The organism is Planosporangium thailandense, from assembly GCF_011947195.1.
GTDB classification, from domain to species: domain Bacteria; phylum Actinomycetota; class Actinomycetes; order Mycobacteriales; family Micromonosporaceae; genus Planosporangium; species Planosporangium thailandense.
This window is the reverse complement of record NZ_JAATVY010000003.1, coordinates 98,643-117,977: the sequence shown is the minus strand read 5'-3', so window position 1 is coordinate 117,977 and position 19,335 is coordinate 98,643. Positions and strand designations below refer to the sequence as shown.

The 19,335-nt window shown below is 68.3% G+C and carries 23 protein-coding genes; 5 read left to right on the top strand and 18 right to left on the bottom strand.

Annotated elements, in window-relative coordinates; translation table 11 throughout:
* Positions 1-4: 4 nt before the first annotated feature.
* Together ligD (HC031_RS05920) and ligD (HC031_RS05915) are read right to left on the bottom strand one after the other, a co-directional pair.
* Complete coding sequence (gene ligD, locus HC031_RS05920) at positions 5-904, bottom strand: non-homologous end-joining DNA ligase (RefSeq protein ID WP_167924160.1); 900 nt, start codon at positions 902-904, stop codon at positions 5-7.
* Entirely contained in the window at positions 897-1,829 is a 933-nt protein-coding gene (gene ligD / locus HC031_RS05915) for a non-homologous end-joining DNA ligase (RefSeq protein WP_476704268.1), read from the bottom strand. The genes ligD (HC031_RS05920) and ligD (HC031_RS05915) overlap by 8 nt, the downstream gene beginning before the upstream one ends.
* A gap of 186 nt (positions 1,830-2,015) precedes the next feature.
* Here ligD (HC031_RS05915) and ku point away from each other — a divergent pair, with 186 nt between their 5' ends.
* Complete coding sequence (gene ku / locus HC031_RS05910) at positions 2,016-3,041, top strand: non-homologous end joining protein Ku (protein ID WP_167924159.1); 1,026 nt, start codon at positions 2,016-2,018, stop codon at positions 3,039-3,041.
* Between the two features lie 71 nt (positions 3,042-3,112).
* Here ku and HC031_RS05905 read toward each other — a convergent pair whose 3' ends face one another.
* The 4 genes from HC031_RS05905 to HC031_RS05890 all read right to left on the bottom strand — a co-directional run bounded on the left by HC031_RS05905 (position 3,113) and on the right by HC031_RS05890 (position 7,978).
* Positions 3,113-4,753, bottom strand: coding sequence for a fatty acid--CoA ligase (locus HC031_RS05905; RefSeq protein ID WP_167924158.1), 1,641 nt, complete (start codon positions 4,751-4,753; stop codon positions 3,113-3,115).
* A 139-nt stretch (positions 4,754-4,892) separates the two neighbouring features.
* Positions 4,893-6,512 carry an MDR family MFS transporter gene (locus HC031_RS05900; RefSeq protein WP_167924157.1) on the bottom strand — a complete coding sequence of 540 codons (1,620 nt, stop codon included), beginning with the start codon at positions 6,510-6,512 and terminating at the stop codon, positions 4,893-4,895.
* Positions 6,509-6,979: a MarR family transcriptional regulator gene (locus HC031_RS05895; protein ID WP_167924156.1), complete on the bottom strand. Its 471-nt coding sequence runs from the start codon at positions 6,977-6,979 to the stop codon at positions 6,509-6,511. The genes HC031_RS05900 and HC031_RS05895 overlap by 4 nt, the downstream gene beginning before the upstream one ends.
* A 123-nt stretch (positions 6,980-7,102) precedes the next feature.
* Complete coding sequence (locus HC031_RS05890; RefSeq protein ID WP_167924155.1) at positions 7,103-7,978, bottom strand: NmrA/HSCARG family protein; 876 nt, start codon at positions 7,976-7,978, stop codon at positions 7,103-7,105.
* Between the two features lie 55 nt (positions 7,979-8,033).
* Between HC031_RS05890 and HC031_RS05885 the strand changes: the two genes are divergently transcribed.
* Positions 8,034-8,489, top strand: coding sequence for a MarR family winged helix-turn-helix transcriptional regulator (locus tag HC031_RS05885; protein WP_167924154.1), 456 nt, complete (start codon positions 8,034-8,036; stop codon positions 8,487-8,489).
* An 18-nt stretch (positions 8,490-8,507) separates the two neighbouring features.
* Here the strand turns inward: HC031_RS05885 and HC031_RS05880 are convergent, their stop codons facing one another.
* Positions 8,508-9,188 (bottom strand): HNH endonuclease family protein, encoded by a 681-nt coding sequence (locus HC031_RS05880; RefSeq protein ID WP_240942167.1) that lies wholly within the window; start codon positions 9,186-9,188, stop codon positions 8,508-8,510.
* Between the two features lie 246 nt (positions 9,189-9,434).
* Here HC031_RS05880 and HC031_RS05875 point away from each other — a divergent pair, with 246 nt between their 5' ends.
* The 3 genes from HC031_RS05875 to HC031_RS05865 all read left to right on the top strand — a co-directional run bounded on the left by HC031_RS05875 (position 9,435) and on the right by HC031_RS05865 (position 10,676).
* Positions 9,435-9,824, top strand: coding sequence for an anti-sigma factor antagonist (locus tag HC031_RS05875; RefSeq protein ID WP_167924153.1), 390 nt, complete (start codon positions 9,435-9,437; stop codon positions 9,822-9,824).
* 30 nt (positions 9,825-9,854) lie between these two features.
* Positions 9,855-10,280 carry an ATP-binding protein gene (locus HC031_RS05870; protein ID WP_240942181.1) on the top strand — a complete coding sequence of 142 codons (426 nt, stop codon included), beginning with the start codon at positions 9,855-9,857 and terminating at the stop codon, positions 10,278-10,280.
* Between the two features lie 135 nt (positions 10,281-10,415).
* Positions 10,416-10,676, top strand: coding sequence for a hypothetical protein (locus HC031_RS05865; protein WP_167924151.1), 261 nt, complete (start codon positions 10,416-10,418; stop codon positions 10,674-10,676).
* A 37-nt stretch (positions 10,677-10,713) separates the two neighbouring features.
* Here the strand turns inward: HC031_RS05865 and HC031_RS05860 are convergent, their stop codons facing one another.
* From HC031_RS05860 to HC031_RS05810, 11 genes are all read right to left on the bottom strand, one after another.
* Positions 10,714-10,968, bottom strand: coding sequence for a Smr/MutS family protein (locus HC031_RS05860; protein WP_167924150.1), 255 nt, complete (start codon positions 10,966-10,968; stop codon positions 10,714-10,716).
* 306 nt (positions 10,969-11,274) lie between these two features.
* Positions 11,275-11,628: an STAS domain-containing protein gene (locus HC031_RS05855; protein ID WP_167924149.1), complete on the bottom strand. Its 354-nt coding sequence runs from the start codon at positions 11,626-11,628 to the stop codon at positions 11,275-11,277.
* 296 nt (positions 11,629-11,924) lie between these two features.
* Positions 11,925-12,995 (bottom strand): diguanylate cyclase domain-containing protein, encoded by a 1,071-nt coding sequence (locus tag HC031_RS05850; RefSeq protein ID WP_167924148.1) that lies wholly within the window; start codon positions 12,993-12,995, stop codon positions 11,925-11,927.
* A 197-nt stretch (positions 12,996-13,192) separates the two neighbouring features.
* Positions 13,193-13,492: a hypothetical protein gene (locus tag HC031_RS05845; protein ID WP_167924147.1), complete on the bottom strand. Its 300-nt coding sequence runs from the start codon at positions 13,490-13,492 to the stop codon at positions 13,193-13,195.
* Between the two features lie 155 nt (positions 13,493-13,647).
* Positions 13,648-13,965 (bottom strand): antibiotic biosynthesis monooxygenase family protein, encoded by a 318-nt coding sequence (locus tag HC031_RS05840; protein ID WP_167924146.1) that lies wholly within the window; start codon positions 13,963-13,965, stop codon positions 13,648-13,650.
* Between the two features lie 138 nt (positions 13,966-14,103).
* Complete coding sequence (locus HC031_RS05835; RefSeq protein WP_167924145.1) at positions 14,104-14,433, bottom strand: hypothetical protein; 330 nt, start codon at positions 14,431-14,433, stop codon at positions 14,104-14,106.
* 186 nt (positions 14,434-14,619) lie between these two features.
* Positions 14,620-15,405 carry an amino acid ABC transporter ATP-binding protein gene (locus HC031_RS05830; protein ID WP_476704267.1) on the bottom strand — a complete coding sequence of 262 codons (786 nt, stop codon included), beginning with the start codon at positions 15,403-15,405 and terminating at the stop codon, positions 14,620-14,622.
* The gene (locus HC031_RS05825; protein ID WP_167924144.1) at positions 15,402-16,154 is read right to left on the bottom strand and encodes an amino acid ABC transporter permease; all 753 of its coding nucleotides are present in this window, start codon (positions 16,152-16,154) and stop codon (positions 15,402-15,404) included. Before HC031_RS05825 ends, HC031_RS05830 begins: the two co-directional genes overlap by 4 nt.
* 57 nt (positions 16,155-16,211) lie before the next feature.
* Entirely contained in the window at positions 16,212-17,084 is an 873-nt protein-coding gene (locus HC031_RS05820) for a substrate-binding periplasmic protein (protein WP_167924143.1), read from the bottom strand.
* A gap of 26 nt (positions 17,085-17,110) precedes the next feature.
* Positions 17,111-18,253 carry an N-methyl-L-tryptophan oxidase gene (solA, locus tag HC031_RS05815; RefSeq protein WP_167924142.1) on the bottom strand — a complete coding sequence of 381 codons (1,143 nt, stop codon included), beginning with the start codon at positions 18,251-18,253 and terminating at the stop codon, positions 17,111-17,113.
* A gap of 154 nt (positions 18,254-18,407) precedes the next feature.
* Positions 18,408-19,220, bottom strand: a complete 813-nt coding sequence (locus HC031_RS05810; RefSeq protein ID WP_167924447.1) for a DeoR/GlpR family DNA-binding transcription regulator — start codon at positions 19,218-19,220, stop codon at positions 18,408-18,410.
* Positions 19,221-19,335: the final 115 nt, after the last annotated feature.

Here is a 19,335-nt window from a genome sequence, read left to right as displayed (position 1 = left end):
ACGGTCAAGTAGGCACACGGGGACCGGGCTCACACAGCGCCCCCATCAGGTCGCCGTACGTGTCGACGCGCGTGAGCACCGCCGCCGCGGTCAGCGTGGCCGGCACCACCTTCCCGGACTCGACCTCGGCCCAGCGCAGCGGAGCCGACACGGTCGGGGTCGGCTGGGCGCGCAGCGAGTACGGGGTGACCGTCGTCTTCGCCGCGTTGTTCTGGCTCCAGTCGATGAAGACCTTGCCGGGGCGCAGGCTGCGGGTCATCCGCGACACGATCAGTCCGGGCTCGGCGCGCTCCAGCTCCTGCGCGATCCGCCGGGCGTACGCGCTGACCTCGTCGGCCGGCTGCTCACCCGAGATGGGACAGGCCAGCTGCATGCCCTTCTTGCCGGAGGTCTTCGGGTACGCGTCGATGCCGTCGGCGGCCAGGCGCTCGCGCATGAGCAGCGCCACCGCGCAGCACTCCCGGATCCCGGCCGGCGGCCCCGGATCCAGGTCGACCACCAGCAGGTCCGGACCGGTGGCGCCGACCCGCCACTGCGGGGTGTGCAGCTCCAGCGCGGCGAGGTTGGCCAGCCACACCAGCGTCGGCAGGTCGTCGCAGATGACGTAGTCGATCATCGCGCGGCCCTTGCTGGAGCCGGGTGCGGGCAGGCGCTCCAGGTGTACCCAGTCGGGGGTGCCCTCGGGGGCGTTCTTCTCGAAGAATCCTTTGGCGGCGACTCCGTTGGGGTACCGGATGCGGGTCAACGCACGGTCCCGCAGATGCGGCAGGAGCACCGGCGCGATCCGCGTGTAATAGTCGATGATCTCGCCCTTGGTGAAGCCGGCCTCCGGATAGAGCACCTTGTCCAGGTTGGACAGCTCGAGCTCCCGACCGTCCACCTTGACCAGAACCCGCCTACTCATCGACCACATCTTCCGGGGCCTTGTCCGGACGCAGCCGGAGAAACCGGGGGAACCGCAGGCGCCCGTCGAGGGTACGCTGCGCAAACCTGATCTCCACCACCACCTGCGGTCGTACCCACATCGCGCCGCGCGAATCCTCGCGGGGCAGCGCCTGCGCGAACGGCGGATCGGCGACGACCAGGGGCCGCAGCACCTCGAGCAGCTGCCGGTGCGCCCCGTCGGAGATGCCACCGCCCACCCGGCCCCGGAAAATCACGCCATCCCGCCCCGGTACGCCGACCAGCAGGCCACCGATCGCGCGGACCCCCGGACGCCAGCCACCCACGACGAAGTCACCGGTCTGCTCGGCCTTGACCTTGACCCAGTCCGGCGAGCGCAGCCCCGGCCGGTACGGCGCCGCCAGCCGCTTGGCCACCACCCCTTCCAGCCCGTGCTCCCGGCTGGCCGCTTCGGTGGCCGGGCCGTCGTCGAACGCCGGTGGCACCAGCCACCGCTCACCCGCCGGGTCCAGCTCCTCCAGCAGGGCGCGGCGCTCCACGTACGGCACGTCGAGCAGGTCCACACCGCCCAGCCGCAGCACGTCGAAGATCAGAAAGGACACGGGCACCCTCGCGGCGAGCCGGGCGGCCTTGTGGTGGTTACGCACGTGCATCCGCTCCGCCAGGTCGCGGAACGACGGCCGACCGGCGGCGTCCATGACGACGATCTCACCGTCGAGGACCGCGTCGCCGACGTCGGCGAGGCCGGCGAGCTCCGGGTACCCTGCGGTGATGTCGTTGCCGCGGCGGCCGTAGAACCGGGCGGACGCGCCGCCGCAGACGGCGATCGCGCGAACACCGTCCCATTTGAGCTCATATCCCCAGCCCGGCCCCGTGGGCAGCGCCCCGGCGGTCGCGAGCATGGGCGCAAATGGCGAGCTGGACACCCTCAGATGTTACTGCCAACCGTCGATGTAGATCAGTGCGATGAATAGATCGCGCAAGGTGCCTTAACAATGCAATCCTGAACATGTTGCCTGCTCAGGGGACGTATGACGACCCGTCGGCAGGGTAGGTTGCCATCGACGGCCGCCACCGGGGGCGTTGCGGGCGGGTTGAAGGGGGTTTACGGCATGCGGTCCATCTGGAAGGGGGCGGTCTCTTTCGGGTTGGTGTCGATCTCGGTCAAGCTCTACTCGGCCACCGAGGAGAAGGACATCCGCTTCCATCAGGTCCACCGCGAGGACGGCGGCCGGATCCGGTACAAGCGGACCTGCTCGGTGTGCGGCAGGGAGGTCACCTACGACGACATCGCCAAGGGGTACGACCTCGGCGGCGGCGAACTGGTGATCCTGACCGACGAGGACTTCACCGACCTGCCGCTGTCCACCAGCCGCGCGATCGACGTGCTCGAGTTCGTACCCGCCGAGCAGGTCGACCCGATCCTGTACGCCAAGTCGTACTACCTGGAGCCCGACGGCTCCGCCATCAAGCCGTACGTGCTGCTGCGCGACGCCCTGACCCGCACCGACCGGGTGGCGATCGTCAAAGTGGCGCTGCGCCAGCGCGAGCAGCTCGCCACGCTGCGGGTACGCGACGACGTACTGGTCCTCAACACCATGCTGTGGCCCGACGAGGTGCGCAGGCCCGAGTTCGAATTCCTCGACGACGACGTGCAGGCCCGGCCGGCCGAGCTGGCGATGGCCGGCTCGCTGATCGAGTCCATGGCGGCGGACTTCGACCCCGACCAGTACACCGACAACTACCGGGTGGCGCTACAGGAGGTCATCGACGCCAAGGTCGCCGGTCGCGAGGTCGTCGCCCCCGAGGAGGAGGAGCCGGCGCCCAGCGGCGCCATCGACCTGATGGCCGCGCTGCGCGCCTCGGTGGAGCGCGCCCGCAGCGCCCGCGGCGAGACCGGTGCCGGTGCCGGCGAGCCGACCCCGATCAGCTCGGCCCGGTCGGCCACCAAGAAGGCCGCTCCGGCGAAAAAGGCGCCACCGGCAGGGAAGACCGCCGCCAAGAAGGCCGCGCCGGCAAAGCAGGCGGCAGCGAAGAAGGCGGAGCCGGCCAAGAAGGCCGAGCTGGCCAAGAAGGCCGAGCCCGCCGCGAAGAAGACGGCGGCCAAGAAGACCACGCGGGCGAAGAAGACCGCCTGACCCCCGCGCCGTGATCGTGAAGGATTTCCCGTGCTGGGACACGGAAAATCCTTCAGGATCACGAGGGGAGATCACTCGCTCAGCGTGCGCACCTCCAGCGCTCCGTCGGCGTACCGCGCCCGGACGACCTTCTTGTCGAACTTGCCCACGCTGGTCTTCGGCACCGCCTCGATGAACGCCCACCGTTCCGGCAGCTGCCAGCGGGCGACCCGGTCGGCGAGGAAGTCGCGCAGCTCATCGGCGGTCGCCGTGGCGCCCTCGCGGAGCACCACCGTCGCCAGCGGCCGCTCGCTCCACTTCTCGTCGGGTACGCCCACGACGCACGCCTCCAGTACCGCCGGGTGCGCCATCAGGGCGTTCTCCAGATCCACCGAGCTGATCCACTCGCCGCCGGACTTGATGACGTCCTTGGCCCGGTCGGTGAGGGTGAGGTAGCCGTCGGGCGACAGGGTGCCGACGTCACCGGTACGCAGCCAGCCGTCGCGGAACTTCTCCGGATCCGGCTCGCTGTCCCCCAGATACCGCGCGGTGATCCACGGCCCGCGCACCTCCAGCTCACCCACGGCCTTGCCGTCACTGGGCAACGGTTCGCCGAGCGGGTCGACGATGCGGGCCTCGACCGCGGCCGGGACGCGCCCCTGGGTGTACCGGTAGGACCAGCTCTCGTCCGAGTTCGCCCCGGCCGGTGGGCGGGCGACCGAGCCGAGCGGGGACATCTCGGTCATACCCCAGGCATGGATGATCTCGATGCCGTACCGCTCGGAGAACGCGTGCATGAGCGCGGGTGGGCAGGCCGCGCCGCCGACGACGACCTCCTGTATCGACGAGACGTCCGTCTGGTGGGCGTCGAGGTAGGCCAGCAGGTCGTTCCAGATGGTCGGGACGGCGCCGCCATGGGTCGGTCGTACCTGCTCGATCATCGCGGCGAGCGGCGCCGCCTGGAGGAACCGGTCCGGCATCAGCAGCGACGCACCGCCCATGAAGGACGCATACGGCAGGCCCCACGCCATGGCGTGGAACATCGGCACGATGACCAACTCCCGGTCGGCCGGGCCGAGCCCGAACGTCTCGGCCATGCACACCTCCATCGAGTGCAGCCAGATGGAGCGGTGCGAGTACGCGACGCCTTTGGGGTTGCCGGTGGTGCCCGAGGTGTAGCACAGCGCGGCCGCGTCGTCCTCGTCGAGGACCGGCCAGTCGTACCGGTCCGGCTTGCCCGCGAGCAGGTCGTCCCACCGGTGCACGGTCACCTGGGACGCCGACTGCAACGGCGCAGTGTCACCGGCGCCGACCACGACGACGTGCTCGACGGTCGTCAGCTGCGGCAGTACCCGGGCCAGCAGCGGGATCAGCGTGCCGTCCACGATCACGACCTTGTCCTCGGCGTGGCCGGCGATGTAGACGACCTGCTCGGGGAAGAGCCTGATGTTGAGCGTGTGCAGCACCGCCCCCATGCTGGGCACGGCGAAGTAGGCGACGAGGTGCTCGGCGTTGTTCCACATGAAGGTGCCGACCCGCTGGTCGCCGGTGACACCCAGGTCGTCGCGCAGCGCGTGGGCCAGGCGTGCCGCCTGGCGCCCGATCTCGGCGAAGGTGGTCCGGCGGGGACCGGAGTCGGTCCAGGTGATGACTTCAGCGTTGCCGTGAACCGACCGGCCGTGCTCCAGGAGCCGCGACACCAGCAGCGGTGTCGTCATCATCGTGCTCTTCATACCCAGACGCTAGTGGGCCGCGTCACAGTGACGGAAGTGGTGTCCGGCCACATTCTACCGAGCGGTAACCGAACGGCCGATGGGCCGCCCACCTGTGCAATCCCCGGCGGGCGGCCCATCGACCGATGTACAACTATCGTCACATCATGGTCGCGGTCTTGGCCTCCATGTCCGCGGCGTCGGCGTCGTCGCCGGCGCCCGGCTTCCCACCGGCGGCCGGACCGCCCCGCAGCTCGCTGTTGGGCAGCGTCAGGCACAGCACCACGGCGACCAGCGAGACCGCGGCCGACACCAGGAACAGCGGGTGCAGCGCGGCCACGAAGCCGTCCTCGATCGCACGGCGGATCAACTCGGGCAGCGCTTTGATCGACTTCGGGTCGTTGATCGAGATGCCGCCCTTCATGGCCGGGGCCATCTTCTGCTGGAGCAGCGGCGGCAGTTTGTGGAACGCGGCCGCCACCCGGGGCTGCACCTCGGTCGTCAGCCGGTTGGTCATGATCGCGCCGAGCGCCGCCACGCCGAACGAGCCACCGAGCGACCGGAAGAACGTGGACGTCGACGTGCCGGCGCCCATGTCGTGCAGGTCCAGGGCGTTCTGCACGGCGAGGACCAGCGGCTGCATCGCCAGGCCCAGGCCGATGCCGATGACGACCATCGGAATGAACGACTTCCAGAGCGCCGTGTCCACGCCGATCCGGGAGAACAGGAACATGCCGAGCGCCATCACCAGGGTGCCGACGACCGGGAACCACTTGTACCGCCCCAGCCGGCTGATCATCTGGCCGGAAACGATCGAGGTGAAGATGATGCCGACCATCATCGGCAGCATCAGCAGACCCGAACTGGTGGGTGACGCGCCCTTGACGATCTGCAGGTACAGCGGCACGTAGATGATCGAACCGAACATGCCGAAGCCGAGGATGAAGCCGGCGGCGTTGGCGACGGAGAAGGTCGGGCGGCGGAACAGCCGCAGCGGGATGATCGGCTCGGTGGCGCGCGCCTCGATGAACACGAACACGACGCTCAGCACGGCGCCGACCACGAACAGGCCGATGATGGTGCCCGAGCCCCAGGGGTACTCCTTGCCGCCCCACGACAGGGCCAGCAGGATCGCGCTGACGCCGACGACCAGGAAGAGCGCGCCCAGCCAGTCGATCTTGTGTTCACGCCGGTGGCGCGGCAGCATGCCCAGCACGTGGTTGGACAGGAACAGCGCCACGATGCCGATCGGCAGGTTGATGTAGAAGATCCACCGCCAGTTGTGCTCGGCGAAGTACCCACCCGCCAGCGGGCCGGCCACGGACGACAGGCCGAACACCGCGCCGAACAGGCCCTGGTAGCGGCCCCGGTCCCGAGGCGGGACCGCGTCCGAGATGATCGTGAACGCCAGCGTCATGAGGCCACCGGCGCCCAGGCCCTGGATCGCCCGGAAGGCGATCAGTGGGACCATGCCCCAGGACATGCCGGCCAGCAGCGACCCGACCAGGAACGTCACGATCGAGAACAGGAAGACCGGCCGCCGCCCGTACAGGTCGCTGACCTTGCCGTACAGCGGGGTGGAGGCCGTCGAGGCCAGCAGGTACCCGGTGATCACCCACGAGTAGTGCTCGATACCGCCGAGCTTGCCGACGATCGTCGGCATGGCCGTACCGACGATCGTCTGGTCGAGCGCGGCCAGCAGCATTCCTGCCATCAAACCGCTCATCAGCAGCAGGATCTGCCGATGGGAAAGTCTTGGACGTTCCAAGGTTGTGGTCATTCCTTCTCCATTCCGGCGTGGGCCGGTGCACTTTTGTCCATGGCTTCGTTGAGGCGGGCGAACAGCCGCGCGAACTCCCGCCGCTCCTCGGGAGTCCAGTCCGACAGCAGCTCCTTCAGGGCTCCGAGCCACTGGTTGCGATGCGCGACGAAGATCTCGGTTCCGGCTTCCGTCGCTTCGATGAGGCTCGCGCGGCGATCCTTCGGATCGGGGGTACGCCGTACGAAGCCGGCCGCCTCCAGGGCGGCCACCTGGCGGCTGATGGTCGACAGGTCGACGCACAGATCCGCGGCCAGGGTGGACAGCCGTTCCGGGCCGCCGGCCGCGATGCGCGCGAGCACGCCGTACGCCGCGCGTTCGAGCGGGCGGCCCGGCACATCGAACCGGATGCCGTGGTAGAACCGCTCAGCCCGGCGGAAGAAGAGGCCGAACTGCTTGCCGATCGCGATGTACTCCTCGTCGGACACGGTCCACCCCCCTCGCGCGTTAGTTGGTTGATACAAGCATCGGCAAGAAAGCCGTCGTACGCCAACTCATTTACGTGCGAGCTAGGTCACGGGCTTCTGCGCCGCTACCCACCCCGTGCGCGGTTACCCCAGGTCCCAGGAGCGACCCGCGGCCCAGACCGGCAGGCTGTGCCAGCCGACCTCCGGATAGTCGCGGCGCAGCCGGGCGGCGTCGACATCCAGGCCCGCCCGGGCGAAGTACCGGAACATCGCCGCCAGGTCAGCCGAGTACGCCTCGGCGTACTCGACGGGAAACTCGCGGTACACGATCTCGCGGCCGCAGGCGGCGCCGAGGATCGCGGCGATCTCCTGGCCGGTCCGTACGTCGGAGGCGAGGTCGATCCGCCTGCCGACGAACTCGTCCGGCCGCGTCAGCGCGAGCGCCGTGAACTCGCCGATGTCCGCGGCGGCGATCAGCGCGAGCGGCTTGTCCGCCGGCATGGGCCGGCCGAAGACGCCGTCGCGCAGGCCCCGCAGGGTCCACTCCTGCGCGTACTGGTCCATGAAGGCGGCCGGCGCGATGACCGTCCAGGGCACGCCGAGCGTCGCCAGCCGCCGCTCGATGCGGTACTTGCTGTCGAAGTGCGGTACGCCGGTGTCCCGGTCGGCGTGGGCGGCGGAGGTGTAGACGACGTGCTCGACTGTGCCGGTCGCCGCGGCCGCCTCCAGCAGCGCGAAGCCGTCGCGGACCTCCCGGTCGACATCGGTGCCGAACGGCGTGGTCACCGCGAACAGGGCCATGGCGCCGGCAAGGGCGGGGACCAGCGAGGACCGGTCGGCGAAGTCGGCGCGGACGACCTCTGCGCCGAGCCGCCGCAGCGTCGCCGCGGCGGCGGAGTCCGGCGTACGGGTCAGCGCGCGGACCGGACGGCCGCGCCGCAGCAGCGCACGGACGGTCGCACCGCCCTGCGCACCGGTGGCGCCGGCCACCGCGATGGGTCGGTAATATGTCTGCGTCATGCAGGTAATGTAAGCCGCATAATCTGCGTCGCGCAGATATTTTCGGGAGGACACGATGGCCCACGCCGACCTGCTCGCTCAGTTGGAGGTCGAGTCCCGGCGCTACCTCGCCGCGTACGTACTGTTCAACCAGGCCGTCGCCGACAAGCTCGGCCTGCACCCGACGGACCTGCAGTGCCTCAACCTCCTCACCATCGAGAGCGGCCCGGTGACCACCAGCCAGATCGCCGAGCTCACCGGCCTGACCAGCGGCTCGGCCAGCCGGCTCGTCGAACGGCTGGTCAAGGCGGGGTACGTGACCCGACAGCAGGACGGCCGCGACCGCCGCCGGGTGCTCGTCCAGCCGGTACCCGAAGCCGTCCGGCGGATCGGTGCGGTATGGGACGACCTCGGCAAGGACTGGGAAGGCATCTTCGCCGACTACACCGAGGCCGAGTTGGCGGTGCTCGTACGCCATATGCGGCGTACGACCGAACTCAGCCGCGCTCAGGTGCGCCGGCTACGCGGGTAGCGGCGCCCATCCGGCCGGTCAGAACGCGTAGGTGACGCGGATCGTCGTGTTGGCGCATTTGTTCGCCCACGACGTCAGAGCGGCCTTCTCCGCGCGGTCGACGGTGAGCCGCCAACGGATCTTCACGGCGACCCAGTCGCCGAGGTAGCGACAGCGGGCACCGGCGTACGGCGGCATCCAGGCCGCGGGGTCACGGTCACCTTTCGACTGGTTGACATTGTCGGTGACCGCCGCGAGCGTGCGGCTGTCACCGAGGTCGTTGGCGTAGGCCTGCCGCCGGCTGGTGGTCCACTGGCGCGCACCGGATTCCCACGCTTCGGCCAGCGGCACGACATGGTCGATGTCGAGGTCGGAGGTCCGGGTCCAGTACCGGTTGTCGTAGTACGAGTACCAGCGGCCGCCGGACAGCGCGCAGGTCGAGCTGACCTTCGGCTTGGTCGTCGCCTCCGCGATGAGCACCTCGTTGCGCGTGTTGCACCGGTTGTGGTCGGCGTCGATCCAGTGCGGGAACAGGGCGCGGTTGTAGCCGGTGTGGACCTCTGACGCCACGACGAGGCGGGACACGGCGGTCCGCAGCGGCGCGCTGTAGGTGCTCGCGGCCCAGGCCGGTTGGACGATCAGCGTCGCGGCGGTGGTGGTGGCGACGACGGCGGCCACCCAGCGAAACGAACGAGCCATCGCACTGGTGCGCAGCCGCATCGGTCCTCCATTGGCGCTCGCCGGAAGACCACAGGTTCGGCCGTCCGGGGAGCGCGGGAGGTGCAAAGCGGGTGCAGGTGGGTTGCGAGGTGGGGTGACCGTCCCCTGGCTCGCGTCCGTTCAGGGTCGGTACGCCGCGACTGCCCGCATCGAGGTGCACCTGCCGGACAGATTGCATCGTTTGGCTGGTTTGCGGTTCGGGTAAACGGGTGCGATCACGGCAGACCCGGCGGCAAGGAGGCTGATGTGAGCGCCGCCAAGGTACGGACCGTTCTGATGGTCGACAGCACGCTCATGGTCGAACTGAGCGGCGAGCTGGACCTGGCCTCGGCCGAGGCACTGCGTGACCAGTTGGCGGCGGAGGTGGCCGCCACGAAACCGTTGAGCGTCGTGGTCGATCTCGGACAGGTCACCTTCATGGACAGCACCGCGCTCAGCGCGCTGATCCATGTCCAGCACGCCGCGGCGGATGCCGGCGCCGCGCTGCGGGTGGTCAGCCCGAGCCCGTTCGTCGCGCGACTGCTACACATCACCGGCGTCGCCGAGGCACTCGGCTATCACGCTGAGGCGGACAGCCCCGCCACCCTGGCCGAGGCCTACAGCACGGCCGCCGACGGCCGGCCGAACACCCGCTAGCACACGGCGAGGAAGAGTTACCCCGTGAGCATGGTGTGCCGACTGGCGCTACGTCTGCCCCGGGACGCCTCCACGGTGCCGCTCGTGCGGCACATGCTGGCCCAGATGCTGAGCACGCTGGGCGTGGCCGACGACTGCTGCGACGACCTCGTCCTGATCCTGACCGAAGCGTGCGGCAACGTCGTCCAACACGCATCGGACACTGACGTCTACGAAGTCAGCGCAGAGCTTCGGGATTCGCACTGTGTGATCGCTGTGGCCGACACCGGTACAGCAGACCCGATACCGTTCCTGTCTCCTTCGATCCCGCCGCCATTGGCCGACCGCGGCCGAGGGCTGCACATCATCCGGTCACTCGCCGACGAGGTCGAGCTGGCCGCCGTCGAGGGCGGTGGGCTGGCGCTGCGCGCGGTGGTGGCGCTGCGATGGCCCCCGAACCTCAGCCGGAGCAACTGATCGGGTAACCCGATCGGGTAATCCATGGGTGACGGTTAGCGCCGCAGTGACGCCATTGGGATCGGAGGTGCGCACATGACTCAGACGCGGACACTGCTGGCAGACGTAACAGAACTGCGCCACGTACTTCGGGCCATGGACGACTGGGAGGCTGTATGCGGTGACCTCACCAAGGCCCATGACCTTCGCGGCTTCGTCGACGGACTTGACGAGAAGGCAGTCGAGGAGCTGAACGGCCTGGCATTGGCACGCCTTGCTCGCTTGGTGTGCGAGGCGATGGCTGACGCGACAAGCGTGAACGAGCCGGGCGACCGGTCGACGCCGGCAGGTTCGGAGCCGGTCCGCTTCCCGTCGCAGGGACAGCTACGAGTGGCCGTCCCGCTCGGCGTCGGGTGAGCCGCCGTACGGCGGGCGATCGACCGTGGTTCAGGCGTCACTTGTACTTGAAGTGCACGAACAGGCGGCCGAAGTTCTTGGAGTCCTTCTCCACCCGGTGGTACAGCGCCTTGATCTCCTTCTGATCGAGGAATCGCAGCACCCGCTTCTTGAGCTGACCGGAGCCCTTGCCCGGGATGATCTCCACGAGCGTGGCCTTCTTCTCCACGGCCTCCGCGATGATGCCGTGCAGCGCCCGTTCGATGTCACCGCTGCGGTTGTAGATGTCGTGCAGGTCGAGCTTGAGCTTCACGTGCGTCCCTCTCCGGTCCCGACCCAGCCTACGTGTCGTCCAGTTCACCGGAAATCCGTTGCGGGCGGACCGGACCGCTCCTAAGGTTGGCGGTACACGGGAAAGGAGGTGGTCCAAAGTTGTGTAAGTCTTGGACTCGTGAGGTGGCTGTCCGCTAGTCGCCGTCCTCTGGACTCTCAGTAGTCGAACCGCACGGCGGCTCGGCGAATAACAAGCAGCTACCCGACCCCCGGGGTCCGGCCCTTGTCCAGCCGGCCCACGCAGTTCGCGTGGAACCCCGGGGGTCGCCTTATTTCCCCCGCCTTCTCATTCGATGCCGTCGGCGGCCAGCACCCCGTACACGCCGGTGACCTGGAGGACGTTGCGGACCGTCCCGTGACAGTTGCGCACGCCGAAGCCGATACCCCGCTCCTGGGCGGTGTTGAAGCCGGCGACGAGGGCGGCGATGCCGCTGGAGTCGAGGAACTCCAGCAATCCGAAGTCCAGCAGGAGTCGGCTGATCCCCTTCTCGTCGAGGACCTCGCTGATGGCGTCGCGCAGTTGGCCGACCGTGCCGATGTCCACCTCGCCGCTGACGCTCAGACAGATCCCCTCGCCCGGGATGGTGGACCGCGTCAAGCCCAACCGCCTCGGCTCCCTGAGGTCATCCGCGGCAATCATCGGCACTCCTCGCGTAAGCAGCCGGCCGCCGCCGGTAATACCACCACGCGTGGGAACAGTACCGGTTCACCGCAGCGCTGTTGAGTCGTTCGATCAGGCGGTTCCGGTCCGGTAGCCGAGGGCCGAAGCGTTCAGGCAGGTCAGCGCGGGACCGTGCGGGCGGCAGGGTGCGCGGCGGCACTGACAAGTTTTGGCGGTGCCAAATATGTTGACGAGCTTCGTGGCCACGGAGATCTATGCCGGCCGGCGAGGGCGGCCGCCGACGCGGGTCGCCGGCCGGCGCGGGCGCGCCGTCGTCACGGGCGGGACGGGTGGCGCTGCCGGGAACGGGCCCGCTTGTGCTCGTACATCGCGATGTCGCCGCGCTGTAGCAGTTCGTCGATCGAGCACGGGCTGGCCGGGTCGTAGCGAGCGAAGCCCACGCTGAGTGACAACGGGTGCGGCCGTAACCGGTTGAGCTCGCCGAGCGACTCCACGATCCGCGCCCGTACAGGCTCCTGGTCGATCTCGCCGGTCAGGAGGGCGCAGAACTCGTCACCGCCGAGCCGCGCGATCGGATCATCGGAGCACAGAACCTGCCGCAGCAGGTCGGCGGTGGCGGTGATCGCCGCGTCACCCGCGGCATGACCGAACCGGTCGTTGATCTCCTTCATCCGATCGATGTCGACGAACATCGCGGCGAAAGGCGCACCGTCGCGGTCGGCGGTCTCCAGGATCCGCCCGGCCTGCAGCCAGAAACCGCGACGGTTGTACAGCCCGGTCAGCGGATCCAGTTCGGCGGCGTGCCGCAGGCGGTGACGCGCGCGTTCCAGGCGGAGCGCCGTCCGTCGGTACCCGGCGTTGACCAGGATGCTCACGACGGCGGCACCCACGACGGGAAAGAGCCAGGCCTGGAAGTCGACGCCCCCGGACACGTGGTAGGCCATGATCAGCCAGCCCGTGGCACCGGCGGCCACGAAGCTGAACATGTACGGCAGCGACCGCACCAGGATCGCGAAGCCCATCAGGACGAGGATGACGTTGAAGGTGTCCGACAGGCTGCGGTCGTAGTACATGGCCAGCAGGCAGTTGGCCATGAGCGCGACCCCGTACACCACGGCGACCGGATGGGCCAGCCCCGGCCGGATCGGGCGGCGGCGTAGCCACAGCGCGGCAGCCAGGAAGCCGACGGCCATCACGAAGCAGACCGACGCCATCACCCGCGGGCCGGTGGGCAGATCGCCGCGCAGCAGCCAGCCGACGGTGTACACCGCGTACAGGGCGGCCAGGCCGAACGCGGCGGGCACAAGGGCGTCGCCGGTCATCTCGGCGAGCGCCAGGCGCAGTTCAGCACGGCTGGGCTCGGCGCCCTCACCCGTCTGCAGCACCTTGTCCTCCAGCCCACTGATACCTGGCGTGCCCGATCCGTCCTTTCCTCAGATGCAGTAATCGGTCAGCCGGCAGGCTACTGAACCAATTCATGGCCGGGCAATTACTTCCCACCGATCACGACCTATGTTGTGTACGGCCAGCTCAGCGCGTGAATGGCGCGCGGTGGGAAGCGACCCTACGGACCCGTCCCCGGTCAGAACTCGATCGCTTCGACGTTGTACACGTAGTCGTCGAGGATCATGGCGGTCAGGGTCTTCTCGTCGACGGGTTCGCCGGAACCGGCGTCCGCTCCAACGCCTTCGAGCAACTGGCGCAGCATGGCGCCGGGAACCTCACCGGACGCGCAGGCAACGTCGTACGTCCCCTTGACCTCACCCCGGTGGATGAGATCGACGAGACGGTGAAAGACCGTGGTAGCGGGACCGAACAAGCCACTGTGCAGGGAAAACTGGCTCTCGTCGGCGCGGGAGACGTAAACGTCCACCGTCGTCATGCCATCCTCCTTCCACGGTCGGGATCGCCCGTCTCGTATCGGCTCTCGATAGCACTATCGGCCGACAATGCCGACGATCGGAGCAATTTCGCCGAACGCGACCAGACCGGATTCGGGGGGCCTGGTCGCGCCCGGATTCCCGCCCGGTGGCCGGTTCAGTGGGTCACGTCGACGTAGTTGGCCACGTCAGCCTCGATGCCGGCCCGCTCGAAGAACGCGGCCGGCTCGAACCCGGCGGCCCGATGCGACGCCTCCACGGCGGTCCGCGCCCCAGGTAGGTCGTCAACCGACGACCACCGCACGATCGTGACGGCGTTGAAGCGACCCGGGCCGGAGTGCTGCTCCAGCAGGGTGTCGTCGAGGAAGCCCGGTTGGGCGCGCAAGATCCCGTGGATACGCCGTACGTGCCGCCAGAACTCCTCGCGGGCCGGTTCGGGAACGGCGAACTTGTCAACTCGGTACACGGCGGACATAAATTCCTCCCCGGTGCTGGGTACGGATAAGCCCGCCGACGGTAAAACCTCAACCGCACTTGAGATCAAGAGGTGACCGCCCGGACGCCGCCCGACCGTGATCGTTGCCGCGAATGGTGTGCGTGACGCGAGCAGGATCTACACCGTGCGCATTCGCTTGATCAACGATGGAATCGCCGCGTGGAGGGCGACATTGACGACGGCCGGGCCGAAGTACATGAGCGCACGAATCACCGGCGCCATGCTGTCCAGCGTCTGGGGATCGACGAGCCAGAGCAGCGGCGTCCACGGCAGCCCCAGGCCGAGCAACACCAGCGATACAGCGCCGGCACCGATGTTCGCATCCGCCTGGGGTCCGCTGGCCGTCATCACGTACAACAGAACGAGAAGCAGCGTCACCACGAGCGCGTGCGACCACAGCAACACCCGGCGCACTGAAATGGTGGCCGGCACGGAGGATCCGGGCATCGCCGGATCATAGCGGGGACGCATCGGTCAATGCATCGACACAGATGTACGCAGTACCGTTTCGAAATCCGCGCCGGCACCACCCGTTCCGAAGGCCGCCTCGGCGGTCATCTGGCCCGTCTGGTTGAGCACAACCTGCCCCGTGGTCAGGCGTTGTCAGCCTGCCTGCGGCAGGCGGCGAGGCCGCTAGAGCACCTGGGCGAGGAAGCTCTGGAGGCGGGGTGTCTGCGGGTGTTCGAAGATCTGCTCGGGCGGTCCGGCCTCCACGATGACGCCCTTGTCCATGAACACCACCCGGTCGGCGACCCGCTGCGCGAAGCCCATCTCGTGTGTCACCACCACCATGGTCATACCCGCCCGCGCAAGGTCGGTCATGACGTTGAGCACGCCCTTGACCAACTCGGGGTCCAGCGCCGACGTCGCCTCGTCGAAGAGCATCAGAGTCGGGTCCATCGCCAGCGCGCGAGCGATGGCGACACGTTGCTGCTGACCGCCGGACAGCTGGGACGGCCGGGCCCGAGCCTTGTCCCGCAGCCCCACCGCGGCGAGCCTGTCGAGCGCGATTCGCTCGGCCTCCGCCTTGGGCACCTTCTTCACCTTGCGCAGCCCAACGGAGACGTTGGCCAGGGCGTTCATATGAGGAAACAGGTTGAAGCTCTGGAACACCATGCCGACGCGGCTGCGCACCGCGTTGATGTCCACCTTGCGGTCCGTGATGTCGACGCCGTCGATCACGATCGAGCCGCCGGTGGGCTCCTCCATGCGGTTGATGCAGCGCACGAGGGTGGTCTTGCCCGATCCCGAAGGACCGATAACGCAGACCACCTCACCGTTGGACACGGTCAGGTCGATACCGCGAAGCACCTCGACATGGCCGAACGACTTGCGCAGCCCTCGGATCTCCACGCTGCTGGTGACCGCGATCGCGGTCTCGTCGAGGTTCGTCATGGGGGTTGCCTCCAGTGCGGTCATGATGCGCTCACTGCGGGAACTGGCGCCGCTTCCGGCTCGACGGCGGCAGCGGTCAACTTGGGGCCGGATTTGAGCCGTCGGTCGAGGTGGTTGACCAGATGCGTCAACGGAACAGTGAGGACCAGGTACATGACGCCGGCGGCAACGAGCGGCGACAGGTTGCCCGTCTGCTGCGCGGCGTCCTGTCCGATCCGGTACAGCTCCCGCTGACTGATCGTGAAGCCGAGCAGGTACACGAGGCTCGAGTCCTTGATCGTGCCGATGAACTGGTTGGTGAGCGCCGGCAGCACGTTCCGGATGCCTTGCGGCACCACGACGATCCGCATGGCGCGCAGGTGCGGCATGCCGAGGGCCCGCGCCGCCTCGAGCTGGCCCGGTGGCACAGCCTGAATGCCGGACCGGAAGATCTCCGCGATGTAGGCCGCGGAGATCAACCCGAGGGCCGCGATCCCGTACGGGTACGAGCCGTATCCGAGGGGGTGGAACCCGGCGAACGGTAGGCCCTGCCCGAGCAGGAAGATCGTGAGCACGACCGGGAGACCCCGGAAGAGGTCGAGGTAGACCATGCTGGGGTACCGCAGAACGCGGTGCCGGGAGAGCGCGCCGAGCGCCAGCACGATCCCGACGACGAGGCCGATGACGGTGGCCCCGGCGGCGAGGATCAGCGTGTTCAGCAGGCCAGTCGCGATCAGTTCGGGCAGGACCGCCCTCATCTGGTGCCAGTCGAGAAACGTATGAAGGATCTGCATGGTTACCTCCGTGGCGCTGGCGTGCGACGCTCGGCGCGTCCTCTCCGTACGCGGTGGTCAGGACTGCGGGTAGGTGTCGTTCGGGTGGTCGGCGTAGTACTTGGTCAGGAAGTCGATGACCGGTCCGGAGGGCTCGGCCGGGTCCCACTTCTCCATGAGCGACTTGATGGTCCCGTCCTTGAGTGCGGTACGGAATTCAGCGTTGAGCGCCTGGCGCAGCTTGGGTTCCTTCTTGGAAACGACCCAGGCCGCCCCACGGTTAGCCGGGTCCACCGTGGTGAAGGCGGTGCGCACCGGGTACTGCTTGGCGTAGACCTCAGCGGTCTGCCCGTCGATCAGCATCGCGTCGATGTTCTTGCCCTGCAGCGCCAGCAGCATGGCGTTGTTGTCGGGGAACGTGACGAGGTTCGAACTGGTGAAGTACTTCTGCGCGTACGTGGCACCGAGGCTCGCCGCGATGACGCCCAGCTTCTTGCCGGCGATGTCGGGCTGACCGTTGATGGAGGAGCTGTTGAGCACGACGATGTTGTTCGTGCCGGTGTAGTTGGGGAGCGTGAAGTCGACGGTCTGGCGCCGCTTGTCAGTGTCGGCGATGGAGCCGAGGGTGATGTCAGCCTGGCCGTTCGCCACCAGCGGCAGGAGCGTGTCGAAGCTGTGGTCGGAGAAGGTGACCTTCAGCCCGAGCTTCTCGCCCATCTTCTTGGCCAGCTCGACGTCGAACCCTTGCCACTGCCCGTCCTTGATGTAGGCGAACGGGGTCAGGTCACTGCTGGTGACGACGGTGAGCTCACCGGCGTGGACCGTGCCGTACCTGTTCGCCGCCTTGTCCGACCCCGCGGAGTTGTTACTCCCGCCGGAGCTGCAGGCGGTGGCGCCGATGGCAACAACCAGTAAGGCGGTGGCTGCCGTAAAGGTGGAGCGCATTCTCATAGCGGTTCCTTCTGTCGGTGCGTTGGTTACCCGACCGCGGCGAAGCGGTCGGGAGCGAACGGGCTGAGATCCGTGCTGGTGGTGCCGGTCAAGGCGAGGTCAGCGCCGATGTCGCCGACCGCTGCGGCGTGTTTGAACCCGTGCCCGGAGCACGCCGAAAGAACGATGACGTTGGGGTGGTCGGGAAGGCGGCCGATCACGAATCCCGAGTCGGGCGTCATCGTGATCATGCAGCCGCGGGAGCGCACGACACGTGGTTCGAGAGTCGGCACGTACTCGGCGACGTAATCGGTCACCGCGGCCATCTCGGCCGGCGCGACGACAGATGCGTTCGCCGCGGGATCGTCGATCCGGTACCCCTCGTTGTCCTGCATGCCGACCTTCACCCCGGTGCTGTCGATGCGCGCGGCGCCCCAGCCGGTGGCCGCACCGACGTCGTGGGTGAAGACGGGGAAGGTCTCGGGATCGAAGGCTGCGCGGTACTGCGCGCGCGGCTCGAACCAGGTGAGAATCGCGCGCCGGACCGTGAAGTGCTCCTGGAGTGACGGGAGCAACCGTCCCTGCCACGCTCCCGCGGCGACGACGGCCGTCCGCACCTCGAAGGTCCGCTCGGCGGTGACGATGGTGACGCTGTCGTCACCCGGGACTATCTCCAGGACGGGTGTGTCGGCATACACCCGGCCCCCCGCCGCGGTGGCGGCCGCCGTCGCTGCCGTGATCGCGCGCTCCGACAACAGCACCCCGGTGTTGGGGTCGAGGAGCGCCACGTCCCCCGGGCGGTAGTGGTGCTGTGGGAACCGCCGGGCGAGCTGATCGGCGTCCAACTGCTCCAACGGCAGGTCGAGTTCGTCGGCGACCCTACGGACGGAGGTGAGCAGCTCGCTGTCCGCCTGTCCGATGGAGAGGCCGCCCGTGGTGAGCAGGATCCGGTCGCCGCTGATCCGCTCCAGCTCCATCCAGAGCTCACGGGCCCGGCGCGCCATTGCCGCGTAGTGCGCCCCCTCCGAGGTTGCCAGCCGGAACAGCCGGGACTGGCCGTGCGAGGACCCGCGGGCGTGGCCCGGCGCGAACTGTTCGAAGCCGAGCACGTCGCCACCGCCGGCGGCGATGCGCCACAACGCCATGCTTCCGGCTGCGCCTAGTCCCACCACGCCGATCTGGGCGTCCATCTAGCTTCCTCTCCCGCCGACCTTCGAGTTGCCGCAGTCAAGCACGACTAGTCAAAACTAGGCAAGGGTTTTCGCAGAGAAAGCCAAGGAATACTAGCTGTCCGGATGGTGCGGGTTCTCCGCGTGGGACCGCCTCAACGAAGGGAGTCGGCCGTCACTCGGCGATCAGTACCTGCGGACCGGCCGCCCGCAGCTGGGTGATGTCGCTGGGGTCCGCCCCGGCGTCGGTGATCAGGGTGTGGATGTCGGACACGTTGCCGTAGCGCCACAGCGCAACAGCGCCGATCTTGGAGCTGTCCGCGAGCAGTACCCTGCGGTCCGCGCACTTGATGATGGCCTGCTTGATGTCGGCCTCCGCGGCGTCCGGGGTGGTCAGACCCCGGTGCACGCTGATGCCGTTCGTGCCCAGGAACGCGACCTCGATCGCCAGTTCCTGCAGGCTGCGCAGCGCGAACTTGCCCACCTCTCCCAGGGTCACGCCGCGCACGCGCCCGCCGAGCGTGATGACGGTGAAGTTCGGCTTCGTGGCCAGCGAGAGCGCCGCGGGCAGCGAGTTCGTGATGACGACGAGGCGCCGGTTGTCCGGCAGCATCTCGGCCAGGCGCTGCGTCGTGGATCCCGCCTCGATGAAGATGGCGCCGGTCTCCGGGACCTCGGCGAGAGCGCACCGCGCGATCGCCAGCTTGGCCTCGGCGTGCTCCACCCGTTCCGCCACCGACGTCTCGAGGGACACCCGCTCGACCGGCAGAGCGCCACCGTGGACGCGCCGCACGAAGCCGGCCCGCTCCAGCGACTGGAGATCCTTGCGGATCGTCTCCGGAGTCACCTGGAGTTCCTCGGCGACCTCAGCGACGTCCACCCGCCCTTCGGCGCGCGCCCTGGACAGGATGCGCTCCTGTCGCTCGGGGGCGTAAAGGCGGCGGCCGTCGAGCCCGTCACGTCGGGCCGACACGTCATCGGGCTGCATGCTCACGCGGGAAATGTACCGCACGGCGGGCACTGAGTTGGTTTCATTTTTGATTTGGCTTGACTCTCTGTGCATTGCCATGGTCTGATCGCCTGGTTCATCAGTCACTCCCAAG

What these genes read in the sequence shown, in the direction of transcription:
- ligD (WP_167924160.1), bottom strand. Translation starts at nt 904, where the DNA reads ATGAGTAGGCGGGTTCTGGTCAAGGTGGACGGTCGGGAGCTCGAGCTG.
- ku (WP_167924159.1), top strand. Translation starts at nt 2,016, where the DNA reads ATGCGGTCCATCTGGAAGGGGGCGGTCTCTTTCGGGTTGGTGTCGATC.
- HC031_RS05905 (WP_167924158.1), bottom strand. Translation starts at nt 4,753, where the DNA reads ATGAAGAGCACGATGATGACGACACCGCTGCTGGTGTCGCGGCTCCTG.
- HC031_RS05900 (WP_167924157.1), bottom strand. Translation starts at nt 6,512, where the DNA reads ATGACCACAACCTTGGAACGTCCAAGACTTTCCCATCGGCAGATCCTG.
- HC031_RS05890 (WP_167924155.1), bottom strand. Translation starts at nt 7,978, where the DNA reads ATGACGCAGACATATTACCGACCCATCGCGGTGGCCGGCGCCACCGGT.
- HC031_RS05885 (WP_167924154.1), top strand. Translation starts at nt 8,034, where the DNA reads ATGGCCCACGCCGACCTGCTCGCTCAGTTGGAGGTCGAGTCCCGGCGC.
- HC031_RS05880 (WP_240942167.1), bottom strand. Translation starts at nt 9,188, where the DNA reads ATGCGGCTGCGCACCAGTGCGATGGCTCGTTCGTTTCGCTGGGTGGCC.
- HC031_RS05870 (WP_240942181.1), top strand. Translation starts at nt 9,855, where the DNA reads ATGGTGTGCCGACTGGCGCTACGTCTGCCCCGGGACGCCTCCACGGTG.
- HC031_RS05865 (WP_167924151.1), top strand. Translation starts at nt 10,416, where the DNA reads ATGGACGACTGGGAGGCTGTATGCGGTGACCTCACCAAGGCCCATGAC.
- HC031_RS05855 (WP_167924149.1), bottom strand. Translation starts at nt 11,628, where the DNA reads ATGATTGCCGCGGATGACCTCAGGGAGCCGAGGCGGTTGGGCTTGACG.
- HC031_RS05845 (WP_167924147.1), bottom strand. Translation starts at nt 13,492, where the DNA reads ATGACGACGGTGGACGTTTACGTCTCCCGCGCCGACGAGAGCCAGTTT.
- HC031_RS05840 (WP_167924146.1), bottom strand. Translation starts at nt 13,965, where the DNA reads ATGTCCGCCGTGTACCGAGTTGACAAGTTCGCCGTTCCCGAACCGGCC.
- HC031_RS05835 (WP_167924145.1), bottom strand. Translation starts at nt 14,433, where the DNA reads ATGCCCGGATCCTCCGTGCCGGCCACCATTTCAGTGCGCCGGGTGTTG.
- HC031_RS05830 (WP_476704267.1), bottom strand. Translation starts at nt 15,405, where the DNA reads ATGACCGCACTGGAGGCAACCCCCATGACGAACCTCGACGAGACCGCG.
- HC031_RS05825 (WP_167924144.1), bottom strand. Translation starts at nt 16,154, where the DNA reads ATGCAGATCCTTCATACGTTTCTCGACTGGCACCAGATGAGGGCGGTC.
- HC031_RS05820 (WP_167924143.1), bottom strand. Translation starts at nt 17,084, where the DNA reads ATGAGAATGCGCTCCACCTTTACGGCAGCCACCGCCTTACTGGTTGTT.
- solA (WP_167924142.1), bottom strand. Translation starts at nt 18,253, where the DNA reads ATGGACGCCCAGATCGGCGTGGTGGGACTAGGCGCAGCCGGAAGCATG.
- HC031_RS05810 (WP_167924447.1), bottom strand. Translation starts at nt 19,220, where the DNA reads ATGCAGCCCGATGACGTGTCGGCCCGACGTGACGGGCTCGACGGCCGC.